The sequence below is a fragment of the Amycolatopsis sp. genome, assembly GCF_036008905.1.
Classification (GTDB): Bacteria; Actinomycetota; Actinomycetes; order Mycobacteriales; family Pseudonocardiaceae; genus Amycolatopsis.
In genome coordinates, this window is sequence record NZ_DASYMU010000245.1 from 1 (window position 1) to 26,820 (window position 26,820).

A 26,820-nucleotide genomic window follows, 5' to 3' on the forward strand; every position below is an offset into this window, starting at 1 on the left:
GGATTCACCGTCAGCCCCGCGCCGGTATTGCCGATCTGCGAGATCTTTCCCTCGTCGGGCTTCTTCTTCCACCAGCGCTTGTTGGTCCACTTGCCGACACCGGGGAAATCGGCCTCCCAGTACACCTCGTCCTGCACCCGGTAGATCCAGCGCCCAGCGGGCACGATTCTGGTGATGTTCCAGGTGGACATCGGCTTGAACAGCCGCCACAGCGACGTCCGGTGCAGGTATTTCGCGTGCCCCTCGTCAAAACCGTTCTCACACGCGAAACGCCAGTTGCCGCCGCGGCGCTGGATGCGGCCGCCGACGATGCCCTCGTTCTCGACCAGTTCCCGCGGGAGTTGCTCGTCGATCGGCGGGGCCGGCTCACTCCCGATCGGGATGTACACCCAGACCAGGCCGAGCCGCTCCCGCACCGGATAGGTCTGCACCGACAGCTTGCCGCAGATCTTCGAGTCCGGGCCGTCGGTGATGACCGCGGCCAGTTTGCCGTCGGTCAGCCGGAAGGTCCACCCGTGGTAGGGACAGCTGACCGTTCCCGGGAACTGCTGGTCGCCCTCCGACAGCGGGACACCGCGGTGCGGGCAACGGTCGTGCAGCGCATAGGCCTTGCCGTCGTCCCGGATGATCGCCAGCTTCTCGCCGCAGACGGTGTAACTCTTGGGATCCTTGGTGATGTGGCTCGACCAGGTCACCGGATACCAGTACCCCCGGTAGCCGCTGCCTGCCTCGTCGTATCGGGGCCACGCGGTCCAATCCTGCCGACCGGCAGCACGTGGTCGCTCCGGGAGCGACATGGTGGCCTCCGATGCCTCGGCACCAGTCATCTGAAGTCCTCTCGAGAAATCTTTTCGGTACACAGATCCTGCGCTGCTACCCGCTGCTCTCCAACGGATTCGGTTCGCTCGGCAGACCGAACGCGCATTTCCTCGCGACCACGGCCTCGCCGACTGCGCAGACAGTGCCGTCGTCGCTGTGCTCGACGAGTTCGAGCTCGATCCGATCGCTGTGCATCGCCCGCACCGATCCGGTGACGGTCAGCACGCAGCCGACGTACGCGGGCGCCCGATTGCGCCACCCGACGCCGAGCACGCCATCCGCGCTGCCCGCGAACCGGGCCGCCGCGCGGAAGAACAACGCACCGTGCAGTTGTGCCATCACGACCCGATCGGTAAGACCTTCGGTGTTCGCGTACGCGGTGTCGTAGTGGATCCGGTGCGCATTGTGGGTGGCGGCCCCGAAGCGCAGCACGCGGACCGGATCCGTCTGCAGCACAACGGATCCGACGGCATCACCGACGCCGATCGAGGTCGTCACCGGACGATGAACCGTTCGGTCACGGTGGCCAGCTCGCCCGCCACGGCGGCGCGATAGGACTTGACGACGGTGATCAGCAGGAATGGCGACTCCGGCCGCCCCTTGCGCTCGACCTCGGCGATCACGCGGCTGACCTCGATCTCCTCGCCGAGCGGTGGTGGATTGCGGAAGACGATGTGCTGGCCACCCGCCATCAGCCGCACGTCGAGACCGGAGGTGCCAGGCACCTCGTCGGCGAACATGCCGTCGTCACGGTATTCGGTGTCCCGCGCACCGAAGGGGCCGCGCAGCAGGCTGGGCAGGTACATCGGGTGCACCGCGAAGGCGGGGTGGGCGGCATCGAGGAACCGGGGGTCGCCCTCCGCGCACGCCCGGGCGAAGGCGATCGACTCGTCGGCGCGCACCCGGCCGAGGCGACGCCGATCGACAGCGCCGATCAACCGTCCCGCCCGCTCCTGCGCTGTACGCAGCTCGGTTCTCATCGATCGAACGTAGGTGCCGGACGGTGCACCCGGCCACGGATCCGGACTGCCCAGCGGACCGCACTCCTTCCCTCACCCGCCCGCGATGCGGTCAGGTGTGCCTATGACACCTCGACCGGACAGCTTGTACGCCACCGCGGACGGCGTGAAGTACCACTTCCATGACCTGGGTGCGGGCTTCCCCACAGTGTTTCTGCACGGAGGCGGCCCCGGGTGCACCGCCTGGTCTGACTTCGGGCCGGTCGCGCCGTTGTTCGCGCAGGATCGCCGCGCGATCCTGGTCGACATCCCGCAGTACGGCCTGTCGGACAAAGGCACTATCGAGGGCCCGATGTGGGACTTCCACGCCGCCAAGATGGTTGCGCTACTGGACGAACTCGGCATCGATCGCGCCGACTTCATCTGCAACTCGTGGGGTGGCACGATCGCGTTGAATCTGGCCGCCAAATATCCGGATCGGGTGCGCTCGCTGGTCGTCACCGGAAGCATGCCGGTGTTCTATGGTCCGCTCGCTCCGCTGCCAGAAGGCGCCCGGCGTGGCCGCAACGCCCGTGACCTCTACTACGGCGGCGAGGGGCCGACCCGGGAGAAGATGCGGCAACTGATCACCCGGCTCGAGTGGTTCGACGGCGACCGGCTCCCCGAGGAAACCCTCGACATGCGCTATCAGCAGAGCCTCGATCCCGAAGAGATGGCGCTGGCCGCGGCGTCGGACAACCCGCGCGGCGACTGGCAGGACCTGACCGCCGAGCTCGGCATGATCAAAGCTCCCGTTCTGTTCGCCTGGGGCATGTACGACGCATTTCTCAGCCCGGACTATCCGCTGATGTTGGCTCGGATGATCGAGCACGGACACCTCTACGTGATGGACCGAGCGTCACACCACCTCCAGGAGGAGCGGCCCTACGACTACCACGCCGTAGTGACCGGTTTCCTCGACCAGCAGTGACCGCGGATGTCGCTCGGAAAGCTTGACGCGCGCCCGGTCTGTCGACATCGCACAGCTCAACTCCGAACGTAATCCCCGAACCTCATCCGCCGGGTCCGCCACCAGAAATTGACCGTGGAAGAAGGCCACAGCAAAGTATTACGCCCGCTTCCCGAATGCTGATACCAGCTCCGGCATCCCCCGGTCTGCCACACAGACCCAGCCAAAGCCCCCTGCAACCATCCGTTGAACCGCCGCTCCACCTCCACCTTGACTTCGATCGCCCGAACCCTCCGCCGACGCATCCGCCTCAGGCAACTGAGCACATACCGGGCCTGGGCCTCGATCATGAACACCTGCGAATTGTGTCCGAGCCCGGAATTGGGCCCCATCATAACGAAGTAGTTGGGAAACCCGGAAACAGTGGTCCCCAGATAGGCCTCCATCCCACCGTCCCACCGATCAGCCAGCTTGACGCCATCACGTCCCACCACGGGCACCGAGGCCAACCCGTGCTGGGTGTCGAATCCGGTCCCGTAGATCAGCACATCCACCGGATGCTCATTCCCGTCCCCCGTCACCACGGAGCGATCGTGAACCTCTCGGACTGACGACGTCTCCACTGTCACATTGTCCCGCGTCACCGCCGGATAATAATTACTGGTGATCAACAATCGTTTGCAGCCGATCGCGTAATCCGGTGTCAACTTCGCCCGCAACTCCGGATCGGCGACCTGCCGCTTCAACAAGGACCGAGCCAGCCGCTCGGTTTCCGCCATCCCCGTGTCCCCGCCGGTGAACCCCTTGCGCCGGGACTCGTGAATCCAGAACAACCGCTCCCGCGCGTACCACCGATAAGGCGAAAACCCTCGCAACCGCCGGTGCGAATCCGTGAACGGCCGATCGGACTTGGGCACGATCCAGCTGGGTGTCCGCTGGAACAACGTCAGATGCTCGACCTCGCCCACGATCTCCGGCACGAACTGGATCGCACTCGCGCCGGTCCCGATCACCGCGACGCGCTTGCCCTTCAGATCGAGCTCATGGTTCCACTCCGCGGAATGCATGGTGTCGCCCTGAAACCGCTCGATCCCGGCGAGATCGGGGATCGACGGCACGTGCAACGCCCCGATCGCCGACACCAGGAACCGGCACGTATACGTCTGCCCACTGACAGTACTCACAGACCAGGTACGCGAGGACTCGTCCCACTGCGCCCCGTCCACCTGCTCACCGAAGCGAATATGCTCGAGCACCCCGTGCCGCCGCGCGAAATCGCGCAGATAGTCGAGAATTTCCGGTTGCCGCGCGAACAGCCGGGTCCACTTGGTGTTCTGCGCGAAGGAAAAAGAGTACAACGGCGAAGGAATGTCGCACGCACACCCGGGATACGTGTTGTCCCGCCAGGTACCTCCCACATCCGCCGCGCGCTCGAGGATCTTGAAGGTAAATCCCTTGCGCTTCACCAACCCCCGCGCGACACACAGCCCGCTGAACCCCGCCCCGATGATCAGGACGTCGACCTGCTCGCTCACTGAGGACGCCCCAGCGAAAGCTGGCTCAACCCGAGTCCGCCGTCGATCTCGATCTCCTGCGCGGTGACATATCCGGCTCCCTCACCGGCCAGGAACGCCGCCAGCCCGGCGATCTCCCCCGGCTCAGCGAACCGCCCCGCCGGAATCGACCCCAGCACCCGTTGCCGGACCTCGTCAGGCATCCCCAGCACCTTCGGCGTGGCCACCATCCCGGGCAGGACACAGTTCGCGGTGATCCCGTGCCGGGTGTTCTCGATCGCCACCGTCCGCATCATCCCGTGCAGCCCGGCCTTGGACGCGGCGTAAGCCACCTGTCCGGAGGCCCCCGCGTGCCCGGCCAAGCTGGAAATCGCGACGATCCTCCCCCACTTCCGCTCCCGCATCCCCGGCAGACACGCCTGGATCACCCGGAACGCCCCGGTCAGGTTGACGTCGATGTCCCGAGACCACTGCTCGGAGGTCATGCGGTGAGCGGGTGCGACCGTGTCGACGATCCCCGCGTTCGACACACAGACGTCGATGGTGCCGAACACCTCCCCGGGCAGCGGGTCGGTCCTGATGTCCAGCCGGAGGTCGCACGGCCCGCTGATGTCGAGGGTGATGACCTTCATCCCCCCGGCACGCAGCCGCTCGACGATCGCCGAGCCGATGCCACCACCGGCGCCGGTGACCAACGCGGTACGCGTGTTCACAGATACAGCCTTTCGATCGTGGCGGCGTGCTTTTCGCTGATGGGCCGCCGTTTCAGCTTCATGGTCGCGGTCAGCTCGTCGCCGTCGGGCAGCCATTCGGCGTCCATCAGCTGCCAGCGCCGGACCTGTTCGACATGCGAAAGCCGGGCGTTGGCAACGGAAACCTCCTGTGCCACAGCCTCGCGCAGCAAAAGATCAGTAACTGTCGACGCATACGCCTCCCCCGCCCGCCCGTGTGCCGCGGCCCAGGCGCTCGCGGCTTCGGGATCGACGATGAGCAGCGCCACGTTGTACGGCCGCCGGTCGCCGAGCACGCAGGCCTGCCCGATGAGCGTGCCCGCGGTTTTCAGCGCGTTCTCGATGGCGACCGGGGACATGTTCTTCCCGGCCGCGTTGATGATGATCTCCTTCTTACGGTCCACAATGGTCAGATAGCCGTCGGCGTCGAGACTGCCGATGTCCCCGGTGTGCAGCCAGCCGTCGGCGAGGGTTTCCGCGGTCAGCTCCGGGTTGTTGCGGTAGCCGCGCATGACCTGTGGGCCACGGGCGAGCACCTCGCCGTCCGCGGCGATACGGAGTTCGACGCCGGGCAGCGGCGGGCCGACGGTGCCGAACCGCCGGTCTTGCGGCGGGTTCGACGTCAAGAGCCCGCAGGTCTCCGACATGCCCCACACCTCCGACAGCGGCAGCCCGAGGTCGCTGAAGTACTGCAGGGTTTCGGCGGGAAGCGGCGCCGCGCCGACGATCAGGAACCGCACTTCCCCGAGTCCGAGCTTTTCCCGGATCGCGGCCGTCTCCTCCGCGCTCAACGCCGCCGGATCGGTGACGCCCTGCGCTTCCAAAGCCGCCCGCAGCTTTTCGAACACCCGGGGCACGGAACCCCAGACCGTCGGGCGGATCCCCGGCAGCACCTGCATGATCTTCGAGCCGTCGGCGACACAGGTGACCTCGAAACCGAGCATCATCCACCAGTAGTGCGCGGTCCAGCGGTCCGCGATATGCGCCGCCGGCAGATACGACGTCCCGCGCCCGCCGCGGCCGAGGCCGGTGACCGTGGTGTACGCCCGCAGCATCGAGCACATCGCGGAGTGGGTCAGTTCCACCGGTTTGGGCTCCCCGGTGGTGCCGGAAGTCCAGATGATCGTCAACGGCCAGTCCGCGCGCACGGCCTGCCAGGTCGCAGCGAAGTCGAAGCCCGCCGGGGCGGCCGGAAGCGCGTCCAGCTCATCGACGACGACCACGTGCTCGACACTCGTCCCGTCGAGCGATTCCTTGACCCTGGCGAGGAAGTCGCGCTCGCAGACCACCACCCGGCTCCTGGCCCCGGCGAGCACGAACCGGATCTGCACCGCCGACGAGGTCGCGTAGATCGACCACGGCACCGCGCCGAGGTGGATCGCGGCGGTGTCGACCAGGTTGAACTCCGGGCGGTTGCGCAGCAGCAGCGCGACCGTGTCCCCCGCGCCGACACCCAGCCCCGCCAAGCCTCCCGCCAGCTTTTGTACTTCTTCGGCGGACTCGGCCCAGGTCAGGCGCACGACGTCGCCGGGGGTGCGCAGAGCGACCTCGTGCGGGCGCTCGGCGGCGGTGGCCTGGAACGCGGCGCAGAGGGTGGAGGAATCATCCAGATGCGCCAGGGGGTTGCTGTCCATGTCCGCCATTTTCACGCGCCGGGAGTGAGCTGGATGTCGTGGAGCGGGGCGTCCCCGGCCCGGAGGATTTCGGAGTCGATCCGGCGCCCGGTCAGCGGGCACAGGTATTCACGGTAGAGGATCTCCCGGCCCGCCCGGCCTTCCCGCGTGGCGTACTCCGGCGCGACCTCATGGACCAGGCGTTCCCGGACCGCGCAGCCGTCCTTGTAGTTGCCCGGCACCGGTCCGAGCACCGCCCGGCCGGTCGTCGAGACGAACGCGACCGGCCGCCCGTTCTCCTCCAGCACGGCGAGTTCTCCCGACAGGACACGCAGAACTGCGTCCGAGGCGGCCTTTCCCCGTGCTTCCGCCGGAGCGGTGGCGTCCGAGAGGCGTTCCTCGAGCAGAACCCGCCGCCGCGCCCCGGTCGCCTCCGAGTCCACAATGGATCCCTCGATCACCACACCGTAAACGCGATAGGCGAGCGACGCGGCGAGCGCGCCGGAAATGACGTCCGCGAGGACTCGCCGCGGAGCCCTGGCCAGCGGGTCCCCGTAGCCGACGCCGTTGGCTCCGGTCCATTCCCAGACCGCGTCCGCGCCCATCATCAGCATCGGGCCCTTGGCGTCGATCGGCTGTTCGGTCCCGTCGAGCATGGCGAAGTCCTGCGGCACTCGGCCTTGTCCGAAGCTCGCGAGCACGTCACTGCCGTGCTTGAGCCGGAAATGTCCTACCGTGCCGGGGTTTCCGCCGAACGGCCCGACGGTCTTCGGGAACGACTCGTCCAGGTAGACCGCCGCCGCCATGCCCGGTACCGACCACGGGATCGCCGCTTCGACGAACCCGCGGCCGCCGCGGAACTCCCCGGCGCCGTCGGCCCCGGCGGGCAGCGCACGCCGGTACAGGAACAGGTTGGGCCACAGCAGTTCCAGCTCTTCGATATTGCTGGCGGTGCCTTCCGGGATCCAGAAGTGCCCGCCGAAGTCGACCCCGTCACTGTCCGGGTTCGCCGACAGCCCGCCGATCATGTTGTCGGCGTTGGTCGCGATGAACTGCTGACCCGCAGGTGTCACGCCGCCGCTGATGAAGCCGTAGAAAGCGGGCTGGGACGGGCCGATCGCGAGGCGCCGGACCTCTGGTTCCGCGCAGGACAACATCTTCGACAGCACCGCGCCGGACAGGCTGATCAGCGTTTCCATCGTGTAGATCCCCGATGGGCTGACCGCGGCGGGGAAATCCGCGCACGACAGGGTTCCCGGCACCGGTTCGAAATGCACCCGCCGGTAGACGCCGCCGTACGCGCCGGCCAGGTCCGCGGTCATCGCACCGGTGAGCGCGGCGAGGAAGGCGCCCGCGAGCCCGGCGTAGGTGACGTTGATCGACCCGGTCTGCGGGTCGGTACCGGCGTTGTCGACGTAGAGGTCCGCGCCTTCTTTCCGCACGGTGAGCTGATAGGCGTAGACGCCGTTGTCGCCGGTGTGGGCCGCTTCGGCGTACATCCGGTGGGTCCACGTGCCGTCCGGGACCTTGCGCAGGCGGTCGGCGAAGGTGCGTTCCCCGGCGTCGAGCACCCGGTTCATCACCGCCTTGACTGTGTCCGCGCCATAGCGCGCGACGAGCGCTTCGACCTTCCCCACCGCGACCAGGTTCGCCGAGACCGCGGCCCGCAGGTCCATGTGGACGTTGGTCGGGACCCGGGACTGGCGCAGGAACAACTGCTCGAGGTCGGTGCGGATCGTGCCGCCGCTGACGAGCTTGAACGGCGGGAACGACGGCGGGTCGGTGAAGCTGTCCGTCGCGTCGACGCAGAAGCTGCCCATCACCGAGCCGCCGACGTCGGTGTGGTGCAGGACGTTCGCCACCCAGCAGAACAGTTCGTCGCCGGCGAACACCGGCGCGGCGACGATGGTGTCGGGCTGGTGCGGGGTCCCGACGAACGGGTCGTTGGAGACGAACATGTCCCCTGGCTCGATGCCCGGATCCTCGCCGCGGTTCTCCAGGATCCATTTGATGGTCAGGGATTGCGCGTTGGAGAAGTACTGCAGGTACGGTCCGAGGAACACCAGGTCGCCGGCCGCGGTGGTGATGGAGGGCTGGAAGTCGCGGGTCAGCATGGTGACCGGCGAGACGCACAGGCGCTGCAGGGTCTCACCGTGTTCGAGGTTGGCGTTCAGCAACGAGTAGCGGATGACCTCGAAGGTCACCGGGTCGACCTCGTCGGTGGTCGTGGTGTGCAGCGGCGGTGACACCGGCAGTTTCAGCGTCTCGCTGGGGATGTAGCCGCGCCGTACGCCGTCCCAGACGATCTCTTCGGTGGTGGTCATCGGGACTCCTCCAGGTGCAGCCGGATTTCGCCGTTGGTGCCGGTGGACAGCGACGCGCCGGGAGGCACGGCGATGGTGGTGTGCGCGAGTTCGACCAGCGCCGGGCCGGTCAGGGTGACGCCGGTGCCGAGCGCGTCGCCGAGGTAGACGTCGGTGGGCAGGCTCTTGCGGGCATCCGGCCAGAAGACCTCGCAGCTGTCGACCGGGGTCGTTTTCCCCGCTGGCCGGACCGTGACGCGCGGAGGCGGGATCTCCGCGGTGACACTGGCGCGGGCGCGCAGGGCGAAGACCTCGACCGCCTGGAACAACGATGTCCCGCCGGCGCCGTAACGCCGCTTGTACTCGGTCTCGAATGCGCTGAGCAGCGCGTTCGAGCTGTCCGGCCCGGCCGGGAGCGCCACGGTGACCTCGAGACTGTGCATGAGCTGCTCGCGGAAGCGCATCAGTGCCTCGACTTCGACGTGGATCTCGCCCGCTCCTGCCGCCTCGGTGAGTTCACCGCGCGCCGCCGCCGAGACCTCCGTGACGGCGTCGACGAGTGCGGCGTTGTCGAAGGGCGCGAGCAGGGACCGTTCGAGTTCGCGGTAGTGCACGATGTCGCCGGAGGCGATGCCGAACGCCGAGAGTGTCGAGGCGCCGTTTCCCAGCGGTACCACCACTTCCCGCACGCCGATCTCGGCGGCGTACCCGAAGGCGTGTACCGGCCCGGCGCCGCCGTACGCGTACAGCACGAAATCGCGGGGATCGTGGCCGCGTTCGAGGGTCTGTTGCCGGATAAGGGACGCGGCGCGCATGTTGTTGATCTCGATGATGCCCGCCGCGGTCTCCTCGACGGGGAGCCCGAGCCGGTCCGCCAGGCGCCCGACAGCCGCGCGGGCCGCTTCGAGGTCCAGCGGCATCCGGCCTTCCAGGAACGATTCCGGCCGCAGCAGGCCGAGCACGACGTCGGCGTCGGTCACCGTCGGTTCGGTGCCGCCGCGCCCGTAACAGGCGGGACCGGGTTCGGACCCCGCGCTCTCCGGGCCGACCCGCAGCGCGCCGGTCGCCTCGTCGAACCGCGCGATGGTGCCGCCGCCGCAGGCGACCGTGCGCACGTCGAGATGCGGGAGGCGGTAGGTGTACTGGTCGATCACGTTCTCGTCGGTCACCATCGGGCGCCCGCCCGCGACCAGCCCGATGTCGAACGACGTCCCGCCCAAGTCGGTCGCGACCACGTTCTCGTGCCCGTAGACCCCGGCGAGCGCGGCCACTCCAGTCAGGCCGCCGGCAGGACCGGAATCGATGGTGCCGAGGGAGGTCTTGCCCGCCGCGGACACCGGGAGCACGCCGCCGTTGGACTGCATCACCAGCATCGGCGTGCCGGCCCCGCCTTCGCGCAGCTGCCCGGCGAGCTTGTCCAGGTAACGGGAGCACGCCGGGCCGACGTAGCCGTTGATCACGGTCGCGACGGTCCGTTCGAACTCGCCGAGCCGCGGCGAGACGTCCACGGAGGATGAAACGAACACCGCGGGATGTCGTTCGGCCAGTACCGCGGCCAGTGTCCGCTCGTGTGAGGGGTTGGCGAACGACCACAGCAGCGCGATGGCCACCGAGTCCAGCTCGTACTCCGTGATGAACGCCGCCAGCGCGGCGGCCGCCGCCTCGACGTCGAGTCCGACGACGACCTTGCCTGCGGAATCAACCCGTTCGTGTACTTCGAGGACCGCACCGGGGACGATCAGCGGGTCCGGCAACCGGCTGCCGTGCACGGAGTAGACCTGCTCGATGGGCCTGCCCGCGACGCGGCCGTGACCACGCATGAGCTTCAGCGCGTCGCCGTGCCCGGCGGTGGCCACCAGGCCGACGCGGGCGCCGCGGCGCTCCAGCACCGCGTTGGTGCCGATGGTCGTGCCGTGCCCGAACCGGGCGGCTCCGGCGAGCAGCGTGCTGGAGTCGGTCCCCGCGGCTCCGGCCGTCAGCGCCAGCGCGGCGAGCACGCCTTCGACGGGATCTTCCTTGGTGGACAGGGCTTTCGCGGTGAAATGCTCACCTTGTCCGGTGATCGCAACGCAGTCGGTGAACGTGCCACCGATGTCCACTCCGATGTAGTACATCGGGCCTCCCTGGTTGAGGGCAGTGTCGATCGAGACCGTGTCGATCGCTCGATCGACACCATAAGCATGCGTATTCGTTGCCGTCAAGACACCGAAGTCACTATGCCGATCATTCGATCGACATCAGCTACGATGGGCGCGAAACCAGGACGCCGCCGTGTGCTTGAGTGTGCGGACCGGACACACCGGACCTGGGTGAGGAGGCTTCCGATGGCACGCAAACTGTCACTCGACGGCGGGCCGAGCGTGGCCGAGGAGATCCTCACCGGCGCCGCACGGTTGTTCTACGACCGCGGCTACGACGCCACCTCGATCCGCGATCTCGCGGAGACCATCGGCATCTCGTCGTCGACGCTGTATCACCATTACACGAACAAGCAGGAGATCCTGCGGGCCGTCCTGCACCGGTTCATGGTCAACTTCAACGCGGCCATCATCCCCGTGCTCCGCGACCCCGCCCTGTCCGCGACCGAGCGCGTCCGCGAGGCGACCCGGATGCACCTGGAGATCACCGACGAGCGGCGGCCGGAACTGCTGCGGTTCACCCAGTTCCGCAACGTGCTCGACGAGGCCCAGCTCCGGCCCCTGATCCAGCTGCAATGGGACTACCACGACGCGGTCAAGTCGGCGATCAAGGAAGGCCGCGACACCGGCGAGTTCACCGTCGACGACGTCGACCTGGCGACCATGGCGATCCTCGACATGCTCAACGGCGTGCGCTCGTGGTTCAGCCACTCCGGCGCGCTCAGCATGAACGATGTCGTGCAGCGGTACGTGACGATGATCGACAAGCTGCTTTCCTGACCGTTCGGCAGACCACGATGTCCTGAACCTGAGTGACACCAACGCGCCCTGTGAGACATCCTCAGAGCGGTGGCGTGGCAGGGCTCGGCTTGGGTGGGGTCGTGAGTGGCTACGAGTGTTCTAACACTTGTTGCCACTCACGAGCCACCCACCCAAGCCGGGTCGCCCACCACACCCCGACCGGCCTTGCCCGGAACGAAAGTGATTTCGCGAACTGCTTGATTTGCGCGACACGGATGAATGGTTTCCAATTCCGGAATTGGTGCCGACAATGGCCTGACGTTTTTATAGCTGAGCGATTCCGGTCACGAGGTGTGCCTCGTCAAGGGGCGGGACGATAAGCTGTATCCAGTACGTGACCCGTTTCGATCGGAGAATGCAATGGCTCGGATGGCAGTGGACGACCGGCGGGAAGAACTCGTCGAGGCGGCCATCCGAGTCATGGCGCGTGACGGCGTGGCCAAGGCGACCACGAGGGCGATCGTCGCCGAGGCCGACATGACCCTCGGGGTGTTCCACTATTGCTTCGACTCTCGTGAGCAGCTGCTCCAGCGGGTCACCACCACGATCACGGACCGCACCATCGCGGCCGCGCGCGAGGTGTTCACGAGCGACTGTGGCCTGCGGGCCGGGATCCGGCAGAGCCTGCACGTGTTTTGGCACGGAGTCGAGGCGAATCCCGGCGAGAACCTGATCGGCTACGAGCTCACCCAGTACGCCCTGCGGAACCCGGGGCTGGAGGGCGTGGCGCGGCTGCAGTACTCGAATTACCTCGCGGCCCATGCGGAGTTCCTGGAAGCGGCGGCGGACGCCGCCGGTATCGAGTGGACGGTCCCGGTCCCGATCCTGGCCCGCTATGTGAACGCTCTGCTCGACGGACTCACGCTCTGCTGGGTGGTGGACAAGGAGAGTGAGCAAAGCACCGATGTGCTCGATCTCCTCGCGGACTACCTCAGCCAGAACTCCCGTCCACGGCATCCGCCTAGGTGATGTGCGCCCCAGCCTTCGGCGGACAGGTCGGCCAGGAGCGGGAGTCCGTCGACCGTACTTGTCGACATGGTGCCCTCCAAAGGGTCAGCGGACGCAGCGGACGCGGTAGACCATGACCGCGCCGAGCAGCGTGGTCAGGCCGGTGGCCAGGTAGAGCGCGGGATAGCCCGAGAACGTGATGATCAGGCTCGCCAGGAGCGGGGCGAGTGCTTGGGGCACCACGGAACCGACGTTCATGATGCCGAGGTCCTTGGCGCGGTTGCGGGCGTCGGGAAGCACCTGGGTCACCAGTGCCTGGTCGACGGACATGTAGACGCCGTAACCCGAGCCGAGGAACGCCGCGCCGACCATGGCCATGCCGAGCGTGGGGAAGAACGCGAGGAGGAGTCCCGCGATCGCCTGCAGGACCGAGGCCGCCGCGACGAACACACGGCGCCGCGCCAGCCGGTCGGACACGATCCCGCCGGTGACCGACGTGAGCACCATTCCGGCGAGGTAGATCACGGTCAGGATCAGCAGCGCACTTTCCGGATCGGATACCTGCACGTCGTCGGTGAGGAAGTAGAGCAGGTAGCACGTGCCGAAGCCGTTGCCGAGGTTGACCAGGATCCGGCTGGAAAATGCCCAGGCGAAGTCGGGGTTCTCCTTCGGACTGAGCCAAATGCCGCCGAGGATCGACCGGAGGGTGACCGGCGGCCCGGGCGCGGAGCCGGTGTCACGGAACCGCAGGACGAACGGGAGCGAGCAGGCGAGCAGCACCGCGGCCAGCAGCAGGTAGGTGACGGAGTCCGTCATCGCGACCGCGCTGACCACGGCCACCCCTGCCACCACACCCAACGCCTGCGGGGCGTAGATGGCACCGGAGATCATCCCGCGCTGCCGGTCGGGCACCTGGTCCGCGACCGCCGCGGTCAGCCCGGCGGTCGCGGCGCTGACCCCGAGTACGACGAGGAGCCAGGCCAGGCACACGCCGAGCGGTGTCGTATGCGCTCCGGTGACGACGAGCCCGAGCGCGCACAACGAGAGTCCGCCCGCTGTCCACACGCGACGGCGGCCGAACCGCGCCCGCGTGCGGTCGCACAGGGCCCCGCATACGGGCAAGGTGAGCAGGGCGACGAGGGCGGACGTCCCGTTGAGCAGACCGAAGTCGCGGACCTTGTGCACCGGGTCCAGCCGGCTGAGCGTGGAGGGCAGCAAGAGTTGGATCGGCAGCAGCTGGGCCATCCAGAAGCCGAACCACACCAGGGTGAACCGGCTAGTCCAGCCTCGTGAGACCGGGACGGCAGGTTCGGCAGTGACCGCGATCGGCCCGGAAACGTCCATTGTGGACTCCCGCCCTGGTCAGTCGAAGAGACCGGGCTCGTCCTGGATGATCTGGTCCCATAGCGGCCGGAACTGGAACCAGCCGGGCAGGGCGCCGGAGATCTGGCCGCGGACGGTGCGCGCGGTCTCGTCGTCGATCAGCTTCGGCGTGCCGGCGGCCATCGCGAGCAGCTGGGCCTGACACGATCGCTCCATGGTGAGGAAGTACCAGGCGGCCTCCGCCACCGACTGCCCGACCGTGAGCAGTCCGTGGTTCTGCAGGATCACCGCTTTGTGCGCGCCGAGGGCGAGTCCGATCCGACGTCCTTCTTCGACGTCGTTGACCACGCCGACGTAGTCGTCGTAGAGGCCGTGGTCCTCGAAGAAGGCACACGAGTCTTGCGTGATCGGGTCGAGTTTGATGCCGAGGGTGGAGAACGCCTTGCCGTTGAGCGAATGCGTGTGCGCGGCGGCGACCACTTCGGGCCGAGCCTGGTGGACCTGGGAGTGGATGACGAAGGCGGCGCGGTTGACCGGGCGGCGGCCTTCGACGACGGTGCCGTCGTGGTCGACGAGGATGAGGTCGGAGACCTTGACCTGACTGAAGGCCATGCCGAAGGGGTTGACCCAGAACTGCTCGGGGTTACCCGGATCCCTGGCGGTGATGTGCCCGGCGACTCCTTCGGAGAAGCCGAATTTGCCGAAGACGCGGAAGGCCGCGGCGAGTTCTTGTTTGCGGACCGTTCTTTCGTCCTCGACGCTCAGACCTTGCTGTGGCAGCGGGAGGGTGATTCCCTCGGGCAGCGGGCCGACGCTGGCTTGCTGTGCCGCGGTGGGTGCCATGGTCATGCGAGTTCCTCCATTGTGGATTTTCGGCGAGAAGTCAGGAGCGGCGCGCCTTGTAGCGTCCGTAGAGAAAGCCGACGAGCTTCAGGATCAAGCGGTACGACGACGGCTCGAACGGCATCATGTGCGGGTCGCGGCGCGTCGGGTGGGAGTTGACCGAAATGGACTGGAGCTTGGTGTACTTGCGGATGCCCTCGGCGCCGTGGCGCACCCCGAGCCCGGAGTTCTTCCAGCCGCCCATGGGCAGCCCGAGCGCCAGGTAGTTCGACTGCGCGTCGTTGACCGTCACAGCCCCGGCCTCCAGCCGTGCGGCGAGCCGGCGTCCGCGGTGGGCGTCGCCGGTGATGATCGAGGCCTGCAGCCCGTATTCGCTGTCGTTGACCAGCCGGACGGCCTCTTCGGCGTCGCGGACCTTCATGATCGGCAGTGTCGGGCCGAAGGTCTCCTCGCGCATGCACTTCATCGAGTGGTCGACGTCGACGAGCAGGGTCGGTTCGTAGAACCGTCCGGGACCTTCGCCCCGCTTGCCTCCGGCCAGCACACGGGCTCCGCGGGCGACCGCGTCACGCACGTGGTCGTCGACGATGTCGAGCTGTGGCGGGAACGTCATCGCGCCGACGTCGACACTGCCGAGCCCGGCCGGGACCCCCGCGCGGATCTCACCGACCCGCTGGGCGACCGCGGTAAGGAACCGGTCGTAGATCCCGGCTTCGACGTAGACCCGCTCGACGGAGGTGCAGGTCTGGCCACCGTTGAACAGCGCGCCGTGCACGGCGACGTTGACCGCGCGCTCCAGTGGCGCGTCGGCCAGCACGATGAGCGCGTCCTTGCCGCCGAGCTCCAGTGAGCTGGGGATCAGGCGTTCCGCGGCACGGGCGGCGACTCGGCGGCCGGTGCGGGTCGAACCGGTGAACATCACGAAGTCGGCTTCGTCGATGAGTGCTTCGCCCGTGGCCGCGGCGCCGGTGACGACCTGGAACACGTCGTCGGGGTAGCCGCAGTCGCGGGCCATTTCGAGCATGAGCAACGCGGTCAGCGGTGTTTGCTCGGAGGGTTTGAGCACGACGGCGTTGCCTGCCGCGAGGGCGGGAATCGCGTCTCCGAAGGAGTTGATGAGCGGGTTGTTCCACGGCCCGATGACGCCGATCACGCCCAGAGGAGCGCGGCGAGTGTGCATGCCACGGCCGAAGACGAACGGTGAGGCCGAGCGGACGGAGCGGTCCTTGAGAAAGCCCTTGGCGCGGCGCGACCAGAACGAGAAGGCGCTGACGCAGTAGATGAACTCGACCACGGCTTCTTCTTCGGCTTTGCCGTTCTCCGCGACGATGGAGTCAAGGACGCGCTGCCGGTTGTCGAGGAACCACTGCTGGCTGGTGTGGAAAAGGGCGCGTCGCCGTCGGAATCCCAGTGCCTGCCACCGAGGCTGGGCTTTGCGAGCGGCGGCGACGGCGGCGCGGACCCCGTCGGGGCTCGTCGTGGGGACATCGGTGATGGGAGCGCCGGTGGCCGGGTTGTCGACCGCGATGGCGGCCACGGCCGCGTCGAGGGTGGGTTCGGTGATGCTCCGGATGGCCATGCGGATCTCCCTGCGGGACGGGACGTGAACTTTCTTCATCATGAGTTGGTCAGTTGTACAAGTCAAGCGTCTTAGACTATTGACTTACTGTTCGCCGGGCCGTCATGCTCGGAACGGCCGGCACGTCCGCCGCCACCTCACGCACAACCCCGGGGAGATCCGCGTGGCCATGCGAGCAGATATCGTCCTCGACGGCTTCGGCGTGCCGGAATCCTTGCGATGGCACGAAAACGCGCTGTGGTTCTGCGACCTCGCGCACGGCACCGTGCACCGCTGGGACGGCTCCGGGAAGGCCGAGACGGTGCTGTCGGTGCCCGGCCGCGCGGGCGGTCTCGGCTGGCTTCCCGACGGCCGGATGCTCGTCGTGTCGATGGACGGGCATTGCGTCTACCGGCAGGAGCCGGACGGCTCGCTCGTCGTGCACGCGGACTTGGGCGCCATCGCCGGCGGCCCGGTCAACGACATGGCCGTGGACGACCGAGGACGGGCCTACGTCGGCAACTTCGGGTTCGACTACCACGCCTTCATCCGCGAGCAGCCGAACTCGATGCTCTACGCCCCACCCGGACCCACCGGCGCGCCGATCGCGTGTTTCGACGCCGACGGTGACCTACTGGGACTCACCGACCCCCTGCTGTTCCCGAACGGCGCGGTCTTCACCGGCGGCGCCTTCGTCGTCGCCGAGACACTGGGTATGCGGCTCACGGCGTTCACCGTGCTCGCCGACGGCCGCCTGGTGAACCCTCGGCCATGGGCGTCGCTGATCCCGCCGCGACTGTGGCGCGCGGTCACCCACCCCGGACTGATCGGCCGGATCACCCGGCGGGTCTCGTCATTGCTGGACCACCCCGCGATCGCCAAGCGGTCCAGCTCGCCGATCGCACCAGACGGCATCTCACTCGGCGCGGGCGGCACCATCTGGGTCGCCAACGCCCTGCGCGGCGAATGCGTCCGGATCGCAGCAGGCGGTGAAGTACTCGGCCGGGTCGCGACCAGCCAGCACACACTCAGCTGCCTGGAAGCCGGCGGGAACCTCTACGCGGGCACAGTGCCCACCGACGACCCCGTCCGTGCCGGCGCGCTCAACGGCGGCCGCATCGAGATGTACGCACTGTGACCCGGCCGCCGGGTCCGATGACCGAGACCCTCGTCGCCGAACTCGGCATCCCGCAGGCCCTGCGCTGGCACGACGGCGCACTGTGGTTTTCCGACATCGCCGCCGGCACCGTGCACCGATGGGACACCTCGACCGGCGCGCACAAAGTGGCCGACATCCCCGGCGCCGGTGGCCTCGGCTGGCTTCCGGACGGCCGGATGCTGATCGTCTCGGCGGTCGAAAACCGTGTCTACCGCCAAGAACACGACGGTTCATTGCGAGTCCACGCCGATCTGCGTGACGTCGCGGGCGGGGCGCTCAACGACATGATCACCGACGCCCGGGGCCGGGCTTACGTTGGCAACTACGGCTTCGACTACGAGGCCAGGACCAGAGACCGGGCGCACTCCTTCCTCTACCGCCCGCCAGGCCCGCCGCCGACCCCGATCGCCTGTCTGGCACCCGACGGGACACTGATCGGGCTGAGCGCACCACTCATCTTCCCCAACGGGTGCACGTTCATCGACGAACGGACGCTGGTGGTCGCCGAGACACTCGCCTTCCGCCTCACCTCATTCACGGTCACCTCCGACGGCCTGCTGGTGGATCCACGGCCGTGGGCGTCGACGATCTCGCCGCGGCTGTGGCGCGCGGTCATCAGCGGTGGGCTCGTAGGAGCACTCACGCGCCGGCTGTCCGCATTGCTGGAGCGCCCGCGGTTCTCCGCGTTGGCCCGGTCGCCGATCGCGCCGGACGACATCGCCGCGAACGCCGACGGGACGCTGTGGGTCGCCGACTCCCTGCGCGGCGAATGCGTCCGGATCGGCCCAGGCGGTCAGCTGCTGGAGCGGGTCACCACCAGCGCGCACACCCTCAGCTGCGTCCTGGGCGGTGAGGACGGCCGGACACTGTTCGTCGCCACGGTTCCGACGCTGGATCCGGTGCAGTCGGCGCAAACGCGCGGCGGCCGGATCGAACGCCGCCGACTGTCACCCGAAAAGGAAGGAACCGCTATGACAACACCAGGAGAGTGGTCGGCGTGACCGGCCAGGTCGTGTTCCTGACGGGCGCGGCCCGTGGGATCGGCGCGGCGACCGCCCGGGCCGCGGTCGGCCGGGGCTACCGGGTGATGCTCGCCGATATCGACGGCCCGGCCGCGGCGGTGCTGGCCGAGGAACTCGGGAGCGCCGCGAGTTCCGTACGGCTCGACGTCCGTGACCCCGCGCAGTGGGAAGCCGCCTACAAGTCCACTGTGGACCATTTCGGCTCGGTAGACGTCCTCGTCAACAACGCCGGCATCATCCACACGGGCAACGCCCGCGACCTGTCCTTGGCCGAGCACCGCGACATCGTCGAGGTCAACCTGCTGGGCACCATGACCGGTGTGCTCACCGCGCTACCGCGCATGTCCGCGCAGGGCCGGGGCCACATCGTCAACGTCTGCAGCATGACGTCGTTCCTGCCGCTGAGCGGATATGCCACCTACAGCGGGACCAAGCACGGGATGCGGGCGTTCCACCACAGCATCGCGATGGAGGAGCGTGGCGGGCCGGTCACCTTCAGCATCATTCACCCGCCGTCGACCCGTACGCCGATGCTCGACCAGGAACTGGCCGACCCCAGCTCGGTGATCGCGTTCGCCGAGAAGTCCCACTCCGCCGACGACGTGGCCGCGGTGATCGTCGACGCGATCACCAAGAAGCCGGTCGAAGTCGTCTTTCCCGCATGGGCCGGTCGCTTCCAGCGGGTCGCCGGCGTCTTCCCTCAGCTCATGCGTTGGGTGATCCCTCATATCGAGAACACCGGCCACAAACGCCGGGCGAAACTGGAAGGACACCGCACCCGATGACCGCTCACCCGATTTCGCCGGCCCCGGGGTCCGGGGCGCGCGCCGAGCCCGCCGTGATGACCCAGGCCGGCGCCCTGCGGTTCGAAGCCCTACAGGCCGCGACCGCGCATCTGGAGCCGCCGTTCGCGGCCGTGGACCTCGACGCGTTCGACGTCAACGCCGCCGACCTCACTCGCCGGGCAGGTGACAAACCCATCCGGCTGGCCAGCAAGTCTGTGCGGTCACGCGCACTGATCAGGCGGGCGCTCGAGCGCGAGTCCTTCCAGGGAATCCTCGCGTTCACCCTCGCCGAGGCACTCTGGCTCGCTGAGGAGCACGAGGACGTCGTGATCGGCTACCCCACCGCGGACGTCGCGTCGTTGCGCTTGCTCGCCGCGGACGAGCGGCTGGCTTCCCGGGTCACCTTGATGATCGACTCGACCGAGCACCTCGACTTCGTCGACGCCGCGGTGGGGCCGGCCCGTCCGCCGATCCGGATCTGTATCGACCTCGACGCCGCGCTGGAACTGGCCGGCGGCCGGGTGCATCTCGGCCCGCGGCGTTCGCCGGTCCACTCCCCCCGCCAGGCGGTCCAGCTGGCCCGGGCTGTGGTGGCACGGGTGGGCTTCGAGTTGGTCGGACTGATGGCGTACGAAGGCCAGATCGCCGGTCTCGGTGACAACCAGCCCGGACTGCCGGTCAAACGCGGGGTACTCCGTGCCATGCAACGGATGTCCGCCGACGACCTCAAACAACGACGGGCCGCGATCGTCGACGCCGTCGAAGCGGTGGCGCCGCTGGAGTTCGTCAACGGTGGCGGCACCGGCAGCCTCGAGCTGACGTCAGCGGAGGAGGCTGTCACCGAGTTGACCGCGGGGTCCGGTCTCTACGCACCAGGCCTCTTCGACCACTACCGCGCCTTCCACCCGTATCCCTCAGCGTTCTTCGTGCTTTCGGTGGTGCGACGGCCCTCGCCGGAGATAGCGACCGTCCTCGGCGGCGGGTGGGTCGCTTCGGGCCCGCCCGGCAACGACCGCTTGCCCACGATCGCCTGGCCGCGAGGCCTTCGGTACTCGCCGACCGAGGCGGCCGGTGAGGTGCAGACACCGGTGAGCGGTGCCGCGGCGGCGGATCTCGTCATCGGCGACCGCGTCTGGTTCCGCCACGCCAAAGCCGGCGAGCTGTGCGAACGCGTCGACGTCCTGCACCTGGTACAGGGCGACCGCGTGGTCGAAGCCGTGCCGACCTACCGCGGCGAAGGGAAGTACTTCCTGTGACCGGAACCGCCTGACCCTCACAGCGATGGGTCAGCAGCGATAGGTGACGTGTGTGACCGAGCTCGCCGCCCGCGAAGCCACCTGCTCGAGATTCAGGGGCGGGACACCGTCGAACAGCCGGGTGCCGGCGCCGAGCGTGAGCGGCACGATGTGCAGCCGCAGCTCGTCGATCAAGCCGGCGGCGAGATACTGGTTGATGGTGCTCGCGCCGCCCTGGATCGAGACATCGCCGTCCCCGGCCGCCTCGCGCGCCTGGGCCAGTGCCGACTCGATTCCGTCGGTGACGAAGTGGTACGTGGTGCCGCCGTCCATCGGCTGCGGGTCGCGCGGGTGGTGGGTGAGCACGAAGACCGCGGCGTGGAACGGCGGATTGTCACCCCACCAGCCCTTCCACTGCCGATCCCACTCGCCACGCACTGGGCCAAACATGTTCCGCCCCATGAGGTATGCCCGTGCATCCGTCATCTGGTCGAGCTCGGGCCGGTTCTCCTCGGGGTTGTCGAACATCCAGGCGTGCAGCCTGTCGCCCCAGCCGTCGCCGCCGTCGTCGCCGAACGGGCGCTTCTCGGTCTGGTTGGGCCCAGCCGAATAACCGTCGGCCGAGATGGAAAGATTGCAGGTGACCCTGCTCATGCGTGCCTCCGCAGATGTGCTTGCCCATCGGCTGATCCGATGAGCCGCGGGCAGCAACGGGTTCGGTCCGCTTGCCCGGTACACATCAGCATGAGCCATTGGATTCACGGCGTCTAATGCCGACCATCAAGATCGGCCTCGGCGTATACGGGACGCCTATCCGACGAAAGCGCCCTGTGGCACCGAATTGATGAGAAGGTCAAATGTGGCGTCGTCGTTCGGGAGCGAAGGGGGTTCCTGTCGGGCGTTTCCGCTGGGTGGGTGGCTCGTGAGTGGCTACGAGTGTTCTAACACTCGTAGCCACTCACGAGCCACCTGCCCAAGTCGAGCCGGGGCGAGCTCTTCACCGCGGTCCGTCAATCGGTGAAGAACAACTGGTTCGGGCCGTCGACCAGGATCTGGTGCAGGACTTGGGGATCCCCGGCCCAGTCCGGCAGAAGGTTCAGCAGTTCACCGGTGTCGCGCTGCCCATCCGGCAGATGCGGCCAGTCCGAACCCCACACCAGCCGGTCCGGCCGTGCCGCGACCAGTGCCCGGGCCAGCGGTGTGACGGAGGCGAGTGGCTTGTCCTTCGCGACCCGGTACGGGCCGGAGAGCTTGATCCAGCAGTTCCCGTTTTCGACCACGGCCACGAGTCGTGCGAAGTCCTCGTCGGTCAGCCCGTCGGATTCCAGCATGTACCCCATGTGGTCGATGACGACGGTGTCCTCGAGATCAGCGAGGAAAGGCAGCAGGGCTCGGACGACGGTGCCGGGGCTGTAGAACTGGAGGTGCCAGCCACGAGGTGTGGCGCGCGCGGCCATCCGGCGGATGTAGGCGATGTTCTCCTCGATCGGCTCATCGGCGCGGGCGAAGAGGTTGAGCCGGATACCCCGCACGCCGAGTTCGTGGAAACCGTCGAGTTCCGCGTCGGTGATGTCCTCTTCGACTTGGACGACCGCGCGGCACCGGGGCCCCACTTTCCTGAGCACGTCGAGGGCCAGGCTGTTGTCGGTGCGGTAGTAAGTCGGCTGCACCAGCACCATCCGGTCGATGCCCAGCACCTCCGTCAGGCGCAGGTACTGGTCCAGTGTGGCGTCCGGAAACGTGTAGAGCGGGTCCGACACCGCCGGGTAGCCGGGTTCGAAGACGTGGAAATGGGTGTCGCAGGCTCCCTCCGGGACCTGGAACACCGGTGCCGTATTGGTTTCGGCGGCCCGCATGGGAGTGGTCACGGCAAACTTCGGGGTCATATCAATTCTGTCTTTCCTCGCAGGAATTTCTCGGCTCGGGTCTTGGCGGCGGTGTAGAGCAGATCGCTGTCCATGCCCGTGAGGTACAGGGAACACACGCCGAGCGGGATCAGGGATTCGAGCAGGGCATGGTCCGCGATGCCGCCCACCATCAGCAGCTTTCCGTTGCGGGCACAGGCTTCCCCGGCAGTCGCGACAGCCTCTCGGACGCTGGGGTGGTCGTACTGGCCCGGCACGCCGAGTTCGGCGGTGAGGTCGTTCGCGCCGATGGCGAGGATGTCGACGCCGTCGACGCGCGCGATCTCGTCGGCGTTCGCGATCCCCTTCGGGGTTTCCAGGAGGACTTTGACGATCGTCGCGTCGTCCAGCGCCGGGTTGAGTTCCCGTGCGGGTGTGGGCCGCATGCCGAGTTGCGGCACCATGGCGAGCTGGGACCGCTGCCCGTGGGGCGGGAACCGGCACGCCTCGCTGATGGTCCGGGCCTCCTCGGCCGTTTCGATCCGCGGTGCGATTATGCCGGCCGCCCCGCAGTCGAGCAGCGGGCCGATCACGCCGTAGGCCCGTTCCTGCACACGCACGAAAGGCGTCAGTCCGAGGTCGCCCGCGGTGGCGCACAACTGGGCGGCCATTTCCAGCGGCATCACCGAATGTTCGAGATCGATCATCACGGCGTGGTGCCCGGTCGACCGGGCGATGCGCAGGACGTCCGCGGTCCGGCTGGTGCGGATCCCCATCATGAGGGTCGGCTCCCCCGCGCGGATCCGGTCGAGGAAAGGGTTGTTCCGGGTCATGTGGTCGCTCCGTCCGGGGTTCGGGTCGCGCTGCCGCCGAGGAAAAGCTGGGCGATGTCCGGGTTCGCGAGCAGGCCCGCGGCCGTGTCGGTCAGCAGCACCCGGCCGCTTTCCATGACGACGCCGTGGGTGGAGACGCCCAGTCCGAATCGGACGTTCTGCTCCACGAGCAGAACGGTGAGCCCGCTCTCCCGCATGGTCGCGACCGACTCGCTCACCATCGCCAGCGCACGGGGGTCGAGCCCGAGCGACGGTTCGTCGAGCAGCACCACTTTCGGTTGCAGCATCAGGGCTCTGGCGAATTCGATCATGCGCCGCTGCCCGCCGGAGAGGTTCCCCGCGGGCTCGGAGCCTCGTTCGGCGATGATCGGGAAGGTCTCGGCGAGTTCGTCGTAGCGTCTGCGCAGCATCCGGGTGTCCCGCCGCCGCACGAAACCGCCGAGGAGCACGTTCTCCCGGACAGTCATGGCGGCGAACAACCCGTTGTGCTGCGGAACCTGCACGACTCCGGCGGAGATGATCTCGGCCGGGTGGAGGCCGGAGATGGTCCGGTCGCCCAGCCGGATCTCGCCCTTGCGGGGCGCCACCAGGCCGCTGATGGCGCGGAGCACGGTCGACTTGCCCGCGCCGTTGGGGCCCACGACGCAGGTGACCGACCCCGGCTCGACCTCGTGATCGAGGCCCTGCAACACATCCCCGCCACCGTAGCCGGCGAACACACCGTCGAGAACGATCACGATGACGCCTCCGTCCCTTGGAGGGGGCGGAAATCCGCACCGAGGTACGCATCGAGCACAAGTGGATCGCTCTGCACCTGCTGCGGGCTGCCCGAGGCGATGCAGTGCCCGCCCGCGAGCACTCGCACCGATCCGCAGAGGGTCAGCACCATCGGCATGTTGTGCTCGACGATCAGGAACGTGGTGCCCGCCCGGTTGAGTTCGCGGATCAGGCCGACCATCTGCTCGATCTGCGTCGGATTGATGCCGCCGGCGGGTTCGTCGAGCAGGACCAGTGAAGGTTCGAGCATGAGGACCTGGGCGAGCTCGACCAGCTTCTGCTGGCCGTAGGACAGCCCGCCCACCGGTTGCGCCCGATAGTCGCCGAGGCCGACGAAGTCCAGCAGCTCCTGGCCCTTCGCGGCTTCCGCGCCGGTCATGGCGGGAGCGCGGAGGCCGGACAGCGACAGACCGCGCACCCCGGCCACCACATTCTCCAGTGCCGTCAGACGCGGAAACAGCCGGGTCAGCTGGTGCGTGCGGCCGAGCCCGCGATGGCTGCGTTCCCACCGGTTCAGGCCGTCGATCGGCTTCCCGTCGAACAGCACACCACCCGTGTCGGCCCGGAGGCCGCCGTCGAGGATGTTGAACAGTGTCGTCTTGCCCGAACCGTTGGGCCCGATGAGACCGGTGATGGAACCTCGTTCCACAGTCAGCGAACACCCATCGAGGACGTGGAGGCCGCCGAAGCTCTTCCCCACCCCGCTCACCTCCAGCAGCGGCTTGCTCGTGTCCACAGTGGAACTGGACCCGAGGGTCAGCCACTCCGGCGCACCGGAAGTCCCACCCTCGGCCACGGTGGCGAGTCGGCGCCCGGACAGCCCGGCCGTTCCCGCCGCCCGCACTTTTCGGAGCCTGGCTTGGACTTCCGGGATGATGCCGCGCGGCATGAAGAGGACCACCACGAGCAGCACGCCCCCGAACAGGACCAGGCGCCACGAACCCGCGTCCGGGCCGGTGAACTGGTAGTTGGTCCACTGCGAGAACGGTTCGACCAGGAACGCGCCGAGAACCGGGCCCCAGAGCGTGCCCACGCCGCCGAGCAATGCGGCGAGCACCAGCGTGATGCTGGTGACGATGCTGAACATCGCCCGCGGGTCCAGGAACGACAGGTAGTACCCGTAGATACCGCCGGCGATGCCGATGGGCACGCTGCTCGCGATGAAGCCCGCCAGCTTGTAGACCGGGGTGTTGATGCCGATGCTGGCCGCCTTCTGCTCGTCGTCCCGGATCGCCATCAGCCCGACGCCGAACCTCGTGGAGCGGATCCCCCACGACATCAACAGGGTCAGCGCGAGCAGGAGGAGCAGCAGGTAGTAGAAGGGCCAGTTGGCGAAGGCGATGTCCCAGGTGGGGATGTCGAAGGAGAGCCCGTGGCTCCCGTTGGTCACCGAACTCCAGTTGAGCGCGACCACCCCCAGCAGGGCGAGCATGGCGAAGGTGACGATGATGAACGCGATGCCGCGCGTGCGGTAGGTGGCCAGTCCCAGCAGTGTCGCGAGCAGGCCCGCCGTGACGCCACCGAGCGGTGCCGCCAGGAAGGGCGAGATCGACAGCCAGTCTGCCGACAGCGCCGTGGTGTAGGCGCCCACGCCGAGGAACGCGCTCTGTCCCAACGAGATGTAGCCGGTGTAGCCGCCCATGATGTTCCAGCCGCTCGCCATGATCGCGAGCAGGAAGACCATGATCAGCATGTTCTGGTAGTAGGTGTCGCCCACCAGCGGTGGCACCGCGGTCAGCGCCGCCACCCCGGCGAGCACGATCCAGGCCCGTGGGCGGGAAAGTATCGCCTTCATGCCGACACCGTGTCCTCTCTGACCTTGCGACCGAAAATCCCTTGTGGACGGACGAGGAGCACCAGGATGATCACCACGTAGGGCACGGCGGTCGCCCATGCCGACGAGAGGTAGGTGGTGGTCAGGGTTTCCGCGATGCCGAAGACCAGCGCGCCCGCGAGACTGCCGGCGAGACTGCCCATACCGCCCAGTACGACCACGGCGAGGCCGATCCCGATCCAGCGGTCGCCGGAGTCCGGGGTGAAGGGCGCGAGGACGGCGATGATCGAACCCGCGGCGCCCGTCAGCGCTACACCGATCGCGTAAGTGGCGAGGTTGACCCGCTCCACCCGGATCCCGGTGAGCGCCGCACCGGAGGGGTTGAGCGCGGCCGCCCTGACCGACCTGCCCAGCCAGGTCCGGTTCAGCAGCAGGTAGAGCCCGAGCAGGAGCGCACCGGCGACGACGAAGCCGTACACCTGGACGGTCGGCAGGATGATCTCGCCGATCCGGAGGGAGGAGTTGACGTAGGACGGGGTGACGCTGTGCGGTTCCGATCCCCAGACGAGTGCGTTGACGCCTTCGAGGATCATCGCCAGCGCCAGGGTCGCCATGATCACCGCCGCGTCGCCTCCCCGGTCCGCGAACCGCATCACGAAGTGGTGCAGCACGCAGCCCACCGCGAACAGCGCGGCACCGACGACGGGGATCGCGAGAAACGGGTCGAGACCCGTCCCCTGCCACAGCGAGTAGGTGAGGAACGCGGCGGCCATGAGCAGGCCGCCGTGCGCCAGGTTGACGATCCGCATGACGCCGAAGATCAGCGTCAGCCCGGACGAGGCGAGCGCGTAGATCCCGCCAAGCAGGATCCCGAATACGATGCCCTGCACCA

General features: G+C 67.9%; 24 protein-coding genes. 7 read left to right on the forward strand and 17 right to left on the reverse strand.

The window, feature by feature from the left end; genetic code table 11:
• The 3 genes from VGP60_RS39285 to VGP60_RS39295 all read right to left on the reverse strand — a co-directional run.
• On the reverse strand, window positions 1-827 hold an 827-nt coding region (locus VGP60_RS39285; RefSeq protein WP_327553303.1), incomplete at its 3' end, for an aromatic ring-hydroxylating oxygenase subunit alpha.
• Between the two features lie 46 nt (window positions 828-873).
• Window positions 874-1,317, reverse strand: coding sequence for a hypothetical protein (locus VGP60_RS39290; RefSeq protein ID WP_327553304.1), 444 nt, complete (start codon window positions 1,315-1,317; stop codon window positions 874-876).
• Window positions 1,314-1,799, reverse strand: coding sequence for a hypothetical protein (locus tag VGP60_RS39295; RefSeq protein ID WP_327553305.1), 486 nt, complete (start codon window positions 1,797-1,799; stop codon window positions 1,314-1,316). Before VGP60_RS39295 ends, VGP60_RS39290 begins: the two co-directional genes overlap by 4 nt.
• Before the next feature lie 103 nt (window positions 1,800-1,902).
• On the opposite strand from VGP60_RS39295, the gene VGP60_RS39300 reads away from it, so the two are divergent.
• Window positions 1,903-2,748 (forward strand): alpha/beta hydrolase, encoded by an 846-nt coding sequence (locus tag VGP60_RS39300; protein ID WP_327553306.1) that lies wholly within the window; start codon window positions 1,903-1,905, stop codon window positions 2,746-2,748.
• A 56-nt stretch (window positions 2,749-2,804) separates the two neighbouring features.
• Here VGP60_RS39300 and VGP60_RS39305 read toward each other — a convergent pair whose 3' ends face one another.
• From VGP60_RS39305 to VGP60_RS39325, 5 genes are read right to left on the reverse strand one after another with little or no spacing between them, the layout of a single operon-like run.
• Window positions 2,805-4,262, reverse strand: a complete 1,458-nt coding sequence (locus VGP60_RS39305; RefSeq protein WP_327553307.1) for an NAD(P)/FAD-dependent oxidoreductase — start codon at window positions 4,260-4,262, stop codon at window positions 2,805-2,807.
• A complete protein-coding gene (locus VGP60_RS39310; RefSeq protein ID WP_327553308.1) occupies window positions 4,259-4,954 on the reverse strand; it encodes an SDR family NAD(P)-dependent oxidoreductase in 696 nt (231 codons plus the stop codon). The genes VGP60_RS39305 and VGP60_RS39310 overlap by 4 nt, the downstream gene beginning before the upstream one ends.
• Window positions 4,951-6,606: an AMP-dependent synthetase/ligase gene (locus tag VGP60_RS39315; RefSeq protein ID WP_327553309.1), complete on the reverse strand. Its 1,656-nt coding sequence runs from the start codon at window positions 6,604-6,606 to the stop codon at window positions 4,951-4,953. The genes VGP60_RS39310 and VGP60_RS39315 overlap by 4 nt, the downstream gene beginning before the upstream one ends.
• A gap of 11 nt (window positions 6,607-6,617) precedes the next feature.
• On the reverse strand, window positions 6,618-8,909 hold the full coding sequence (locus tag VGP60_RS39320; protein WP_327553310.1) for a hydantoinase B/oxoprolinase family protein: 2,292 nt from the start codon (window positions 8,907-8,909) through the stop codon (window positions 6,618-6,620).
• A complete protein-coding gene (locus tag VGP60_RS39325; RefSeq protein WP_327553311.1) occupies window positions 8,906-11,002 on the reverse strand; it encodes a hydantoinase/oxoprolinase family protein in 2,097 nt (698 codons plus the stop codon). Before VGP60_RS39325 ends, VGP60_RS39320 begins: the two co-directional genes overlap by 4 nt.
• 210 nt (window positions 11,003-11,212) lie before the next feature.
• On the opposite strand from VGP60_RS39325, the gene VGP60_RS39330 reads away from it, so the two are divergent.
• Window positions 11,213-11,806 (forward strand): TetR/AcrR family transcriptional regulator, encoded by a 594-nt coding sequence (locus VGP60_RS39330; protein WP_327553312.1) that lies wholly within the window; start codon window positions 11,213-11,215, stop codon window positions 11,804-11,806.
• Window positions 11,807-12,196: 390 nt separating this feature from the next.
• Window positions 12,197-12,796, forward strand: coding sequence for a TetR/AcrR family transcriptional regulator (locus VGP60_RS39335; RefSeq protein WP_327553313.1), 600 nt, complete (start codon window positions 12,197-12,199; stop codon window positions 12,794-12,796).
• Between the two features lie 84 nt (window positions 12,797-12,880).
• Here VGP60_RS39335 and VGP60_RS39340 read toward each other — a convergent pair whose 3' ends face one another.
• The 3 genes from VGP60_RS39340 to VGP60_RS39350 are packed head-to-tail and all read right to left on the reverse strand — an operon-like array spanning window position 12,881 to window position 16,520.
• Window positions 12,881-14,119, reverse strand: a complete 1,239-nt coding sequence (locus VGP60_RS39340) for an MFS transporter (RefSeq protein ID WP_327553314.1) — start codon at window positions 14,117-14,119, stop codon at window positions 12,881-12,883.
• A gap of 18 nt (window positions 14,120-14,137) precedes the next feature.
• Window positions 14,138-14,947, reverse strand: coding sequence for a class II aldolase/adducin family protein (locus VGP60_RS39345; RefSeq protein WP_327553315.1), 810 nt, complete (start codon window positions 14,945-14,947; stop codon window positions 14,138-14,140).
• A 34-nt stretch (window positions 14,948-14,981) separates the two neighbouring features.
• Window positions 14,982-16,520 (reverse strand): aldehyde dehydrogenase family protein, encoded by a 1,539-nt coding sequence (locus VGP60_RS39350; RefSeq protein WP_327553316.1) that lies wholly within the window; start codon window positions 16,518-16,520, stop codon window positions 14,982-14,984.
• Window positions 16,521-16,689: 169 nt separating this feature from the next.
• On the opposite strand from VGP60_RS39350, the gene VGP60_RS39355 reads away from it, so the two are divergent.
• From VGP60_RS39355 to VGP60_RS39370, 4 genes are read left to right on the forward strand one after another with little or no spacing between them, the layout of a single operon-like run.
• Entirely contained in the window at window positions 16,690-17,637 is a 948-nt protein-coding gene (locus tag VGP60_RS39355; RefSeq protein ID WP_327553317.1) for an SMP-30/gluconolactonase/LRE family protein, read from the forward strand.
• 17 nt (window positions 17,638-17,654) lie between these two features.
• Window positions 17,655-18,659 carry an SMP-30/gluconolactonase/LRE family protein gene (locus VGP60_RS39360; protein WP_327553318.1) on the forward strand — a complete coding sequence of 335 codons (1,005 nt, stop codon included), beginning with the start codon at window positions 17,655-17,657 and terminating at the stop codon, window positions 18,657-18,659.
• Window positions 18,656-19,465, forward strand: coding sequence for an SDR family NAD(P)-dependent oxidoreductase (locus VGP60_RS39365; protein ID WP_327553319.1), 810 nt, complete (start codon window positions 18,656-18,658; stop codon window positions 19,463-19,465). Before VGP60_RS39360 ends, VGP60_RS39365 begins: the two co-directional genes overlap by 4 nt.
• Window positions 19,466-19,521: 56 nt before the next feature.
• Window positions 19,522-20,721: an amino acid deaminase/aldolase gene (locus tag VGP60_RS39370; RefSeq protein WP_327553348.1), complete on the forward strand. Its 1,200-nt coding sequence runs from the start codon at window positions 19,522-19,524 to the stop codon at window positions 20,719-20,721.
• A 30-nt stretch (window positions 20,722-20,751) separates the two neighbouring features.
• Here VGP60_RS39370 and VGP60_RS39375 read toward each other — a convergent pair whose 3' ends face one another.
• The 6 genes from VGP60_RS39375 to VGP60_RS39400 form a co-directional block, all read right to left on the reverse strand.
• Entirely contained in the window at window positions 20,752-21,354 is a 603-nt protein-coding gene (locus VGP60_RS39375) for a dihydrofolate reductase family protein (RefSeq protein ID WP_327553320.1), read from the reverse strand.
• 356 nt (window positions 21,355-21,710) lie between these two features.
• Window positions 21,711-22,586, reverse strand: coding sequence for an amidohydrolase family protein (locus VGP60_RS39380; protein ID WP_327553321.1), 876 nt, complete (start codon window positions 22,584-22,586; stop codon window positions 21,711-21,713).
• Window positions 22,583-23,377, reverse strand: coding sequence for an HpcH/HpaI aldolase family protein (locus VGP60_RS39385; RefSeq protein WP_327553322.1), 795 nt, complete (start codon window positions 23,375-23,377; stop codon window positions 22,583-22,585). Before VGP60_RS39385 ends, VGP60_RS39380 begins: the two co-directional genes overlap by 4 nt.
• A complete protein-coding gene (locus VGP60_RS39390) occupies window positions 23,374-24,114 on the reverse strand; it encodes an ABC transporter ATP-binding protein (RefSeq protein WP_327553323.1) in 741 nt (246 codons plus the stop codon). The genes VGP60_RS39385 and VGP60_RS39390 overlap by 4 nt, the downstream gene beginning before the upstream one ends.
• Complete coding sequence (locus VGP60_RS39395; RefSeq protein WP_327553324.1) at window positions 24,111-25,949, reverse strand: branched-chain amino acid ABC transporter ATP-binding protein/permease; 1,839 nt, start codon at window positions 25,947-25,949, stop codon at window positions 24,111-24,113. Before VGP60_RS39395 ends, VGP60_RS39390 begins: the two co-directional genes overlap by 4 nt.
• Window positions 25,946-26,818, reverse strand: a complete 873-nt coding sequence (locus VGP60_RS39400; protein WP_327553325.1) for a branched-chain amino acid ABC transporter permease — start codon at window positions 26,816-26,818, stop codon at window positions 25,946-25,948. Before VGP60_RS39400 ends, VGP60_RS39395 begins: the two co-directional genes overlap by 4 nt.
• Window positions 26,819-26,820: the final 2 nt, after the last annotated feature.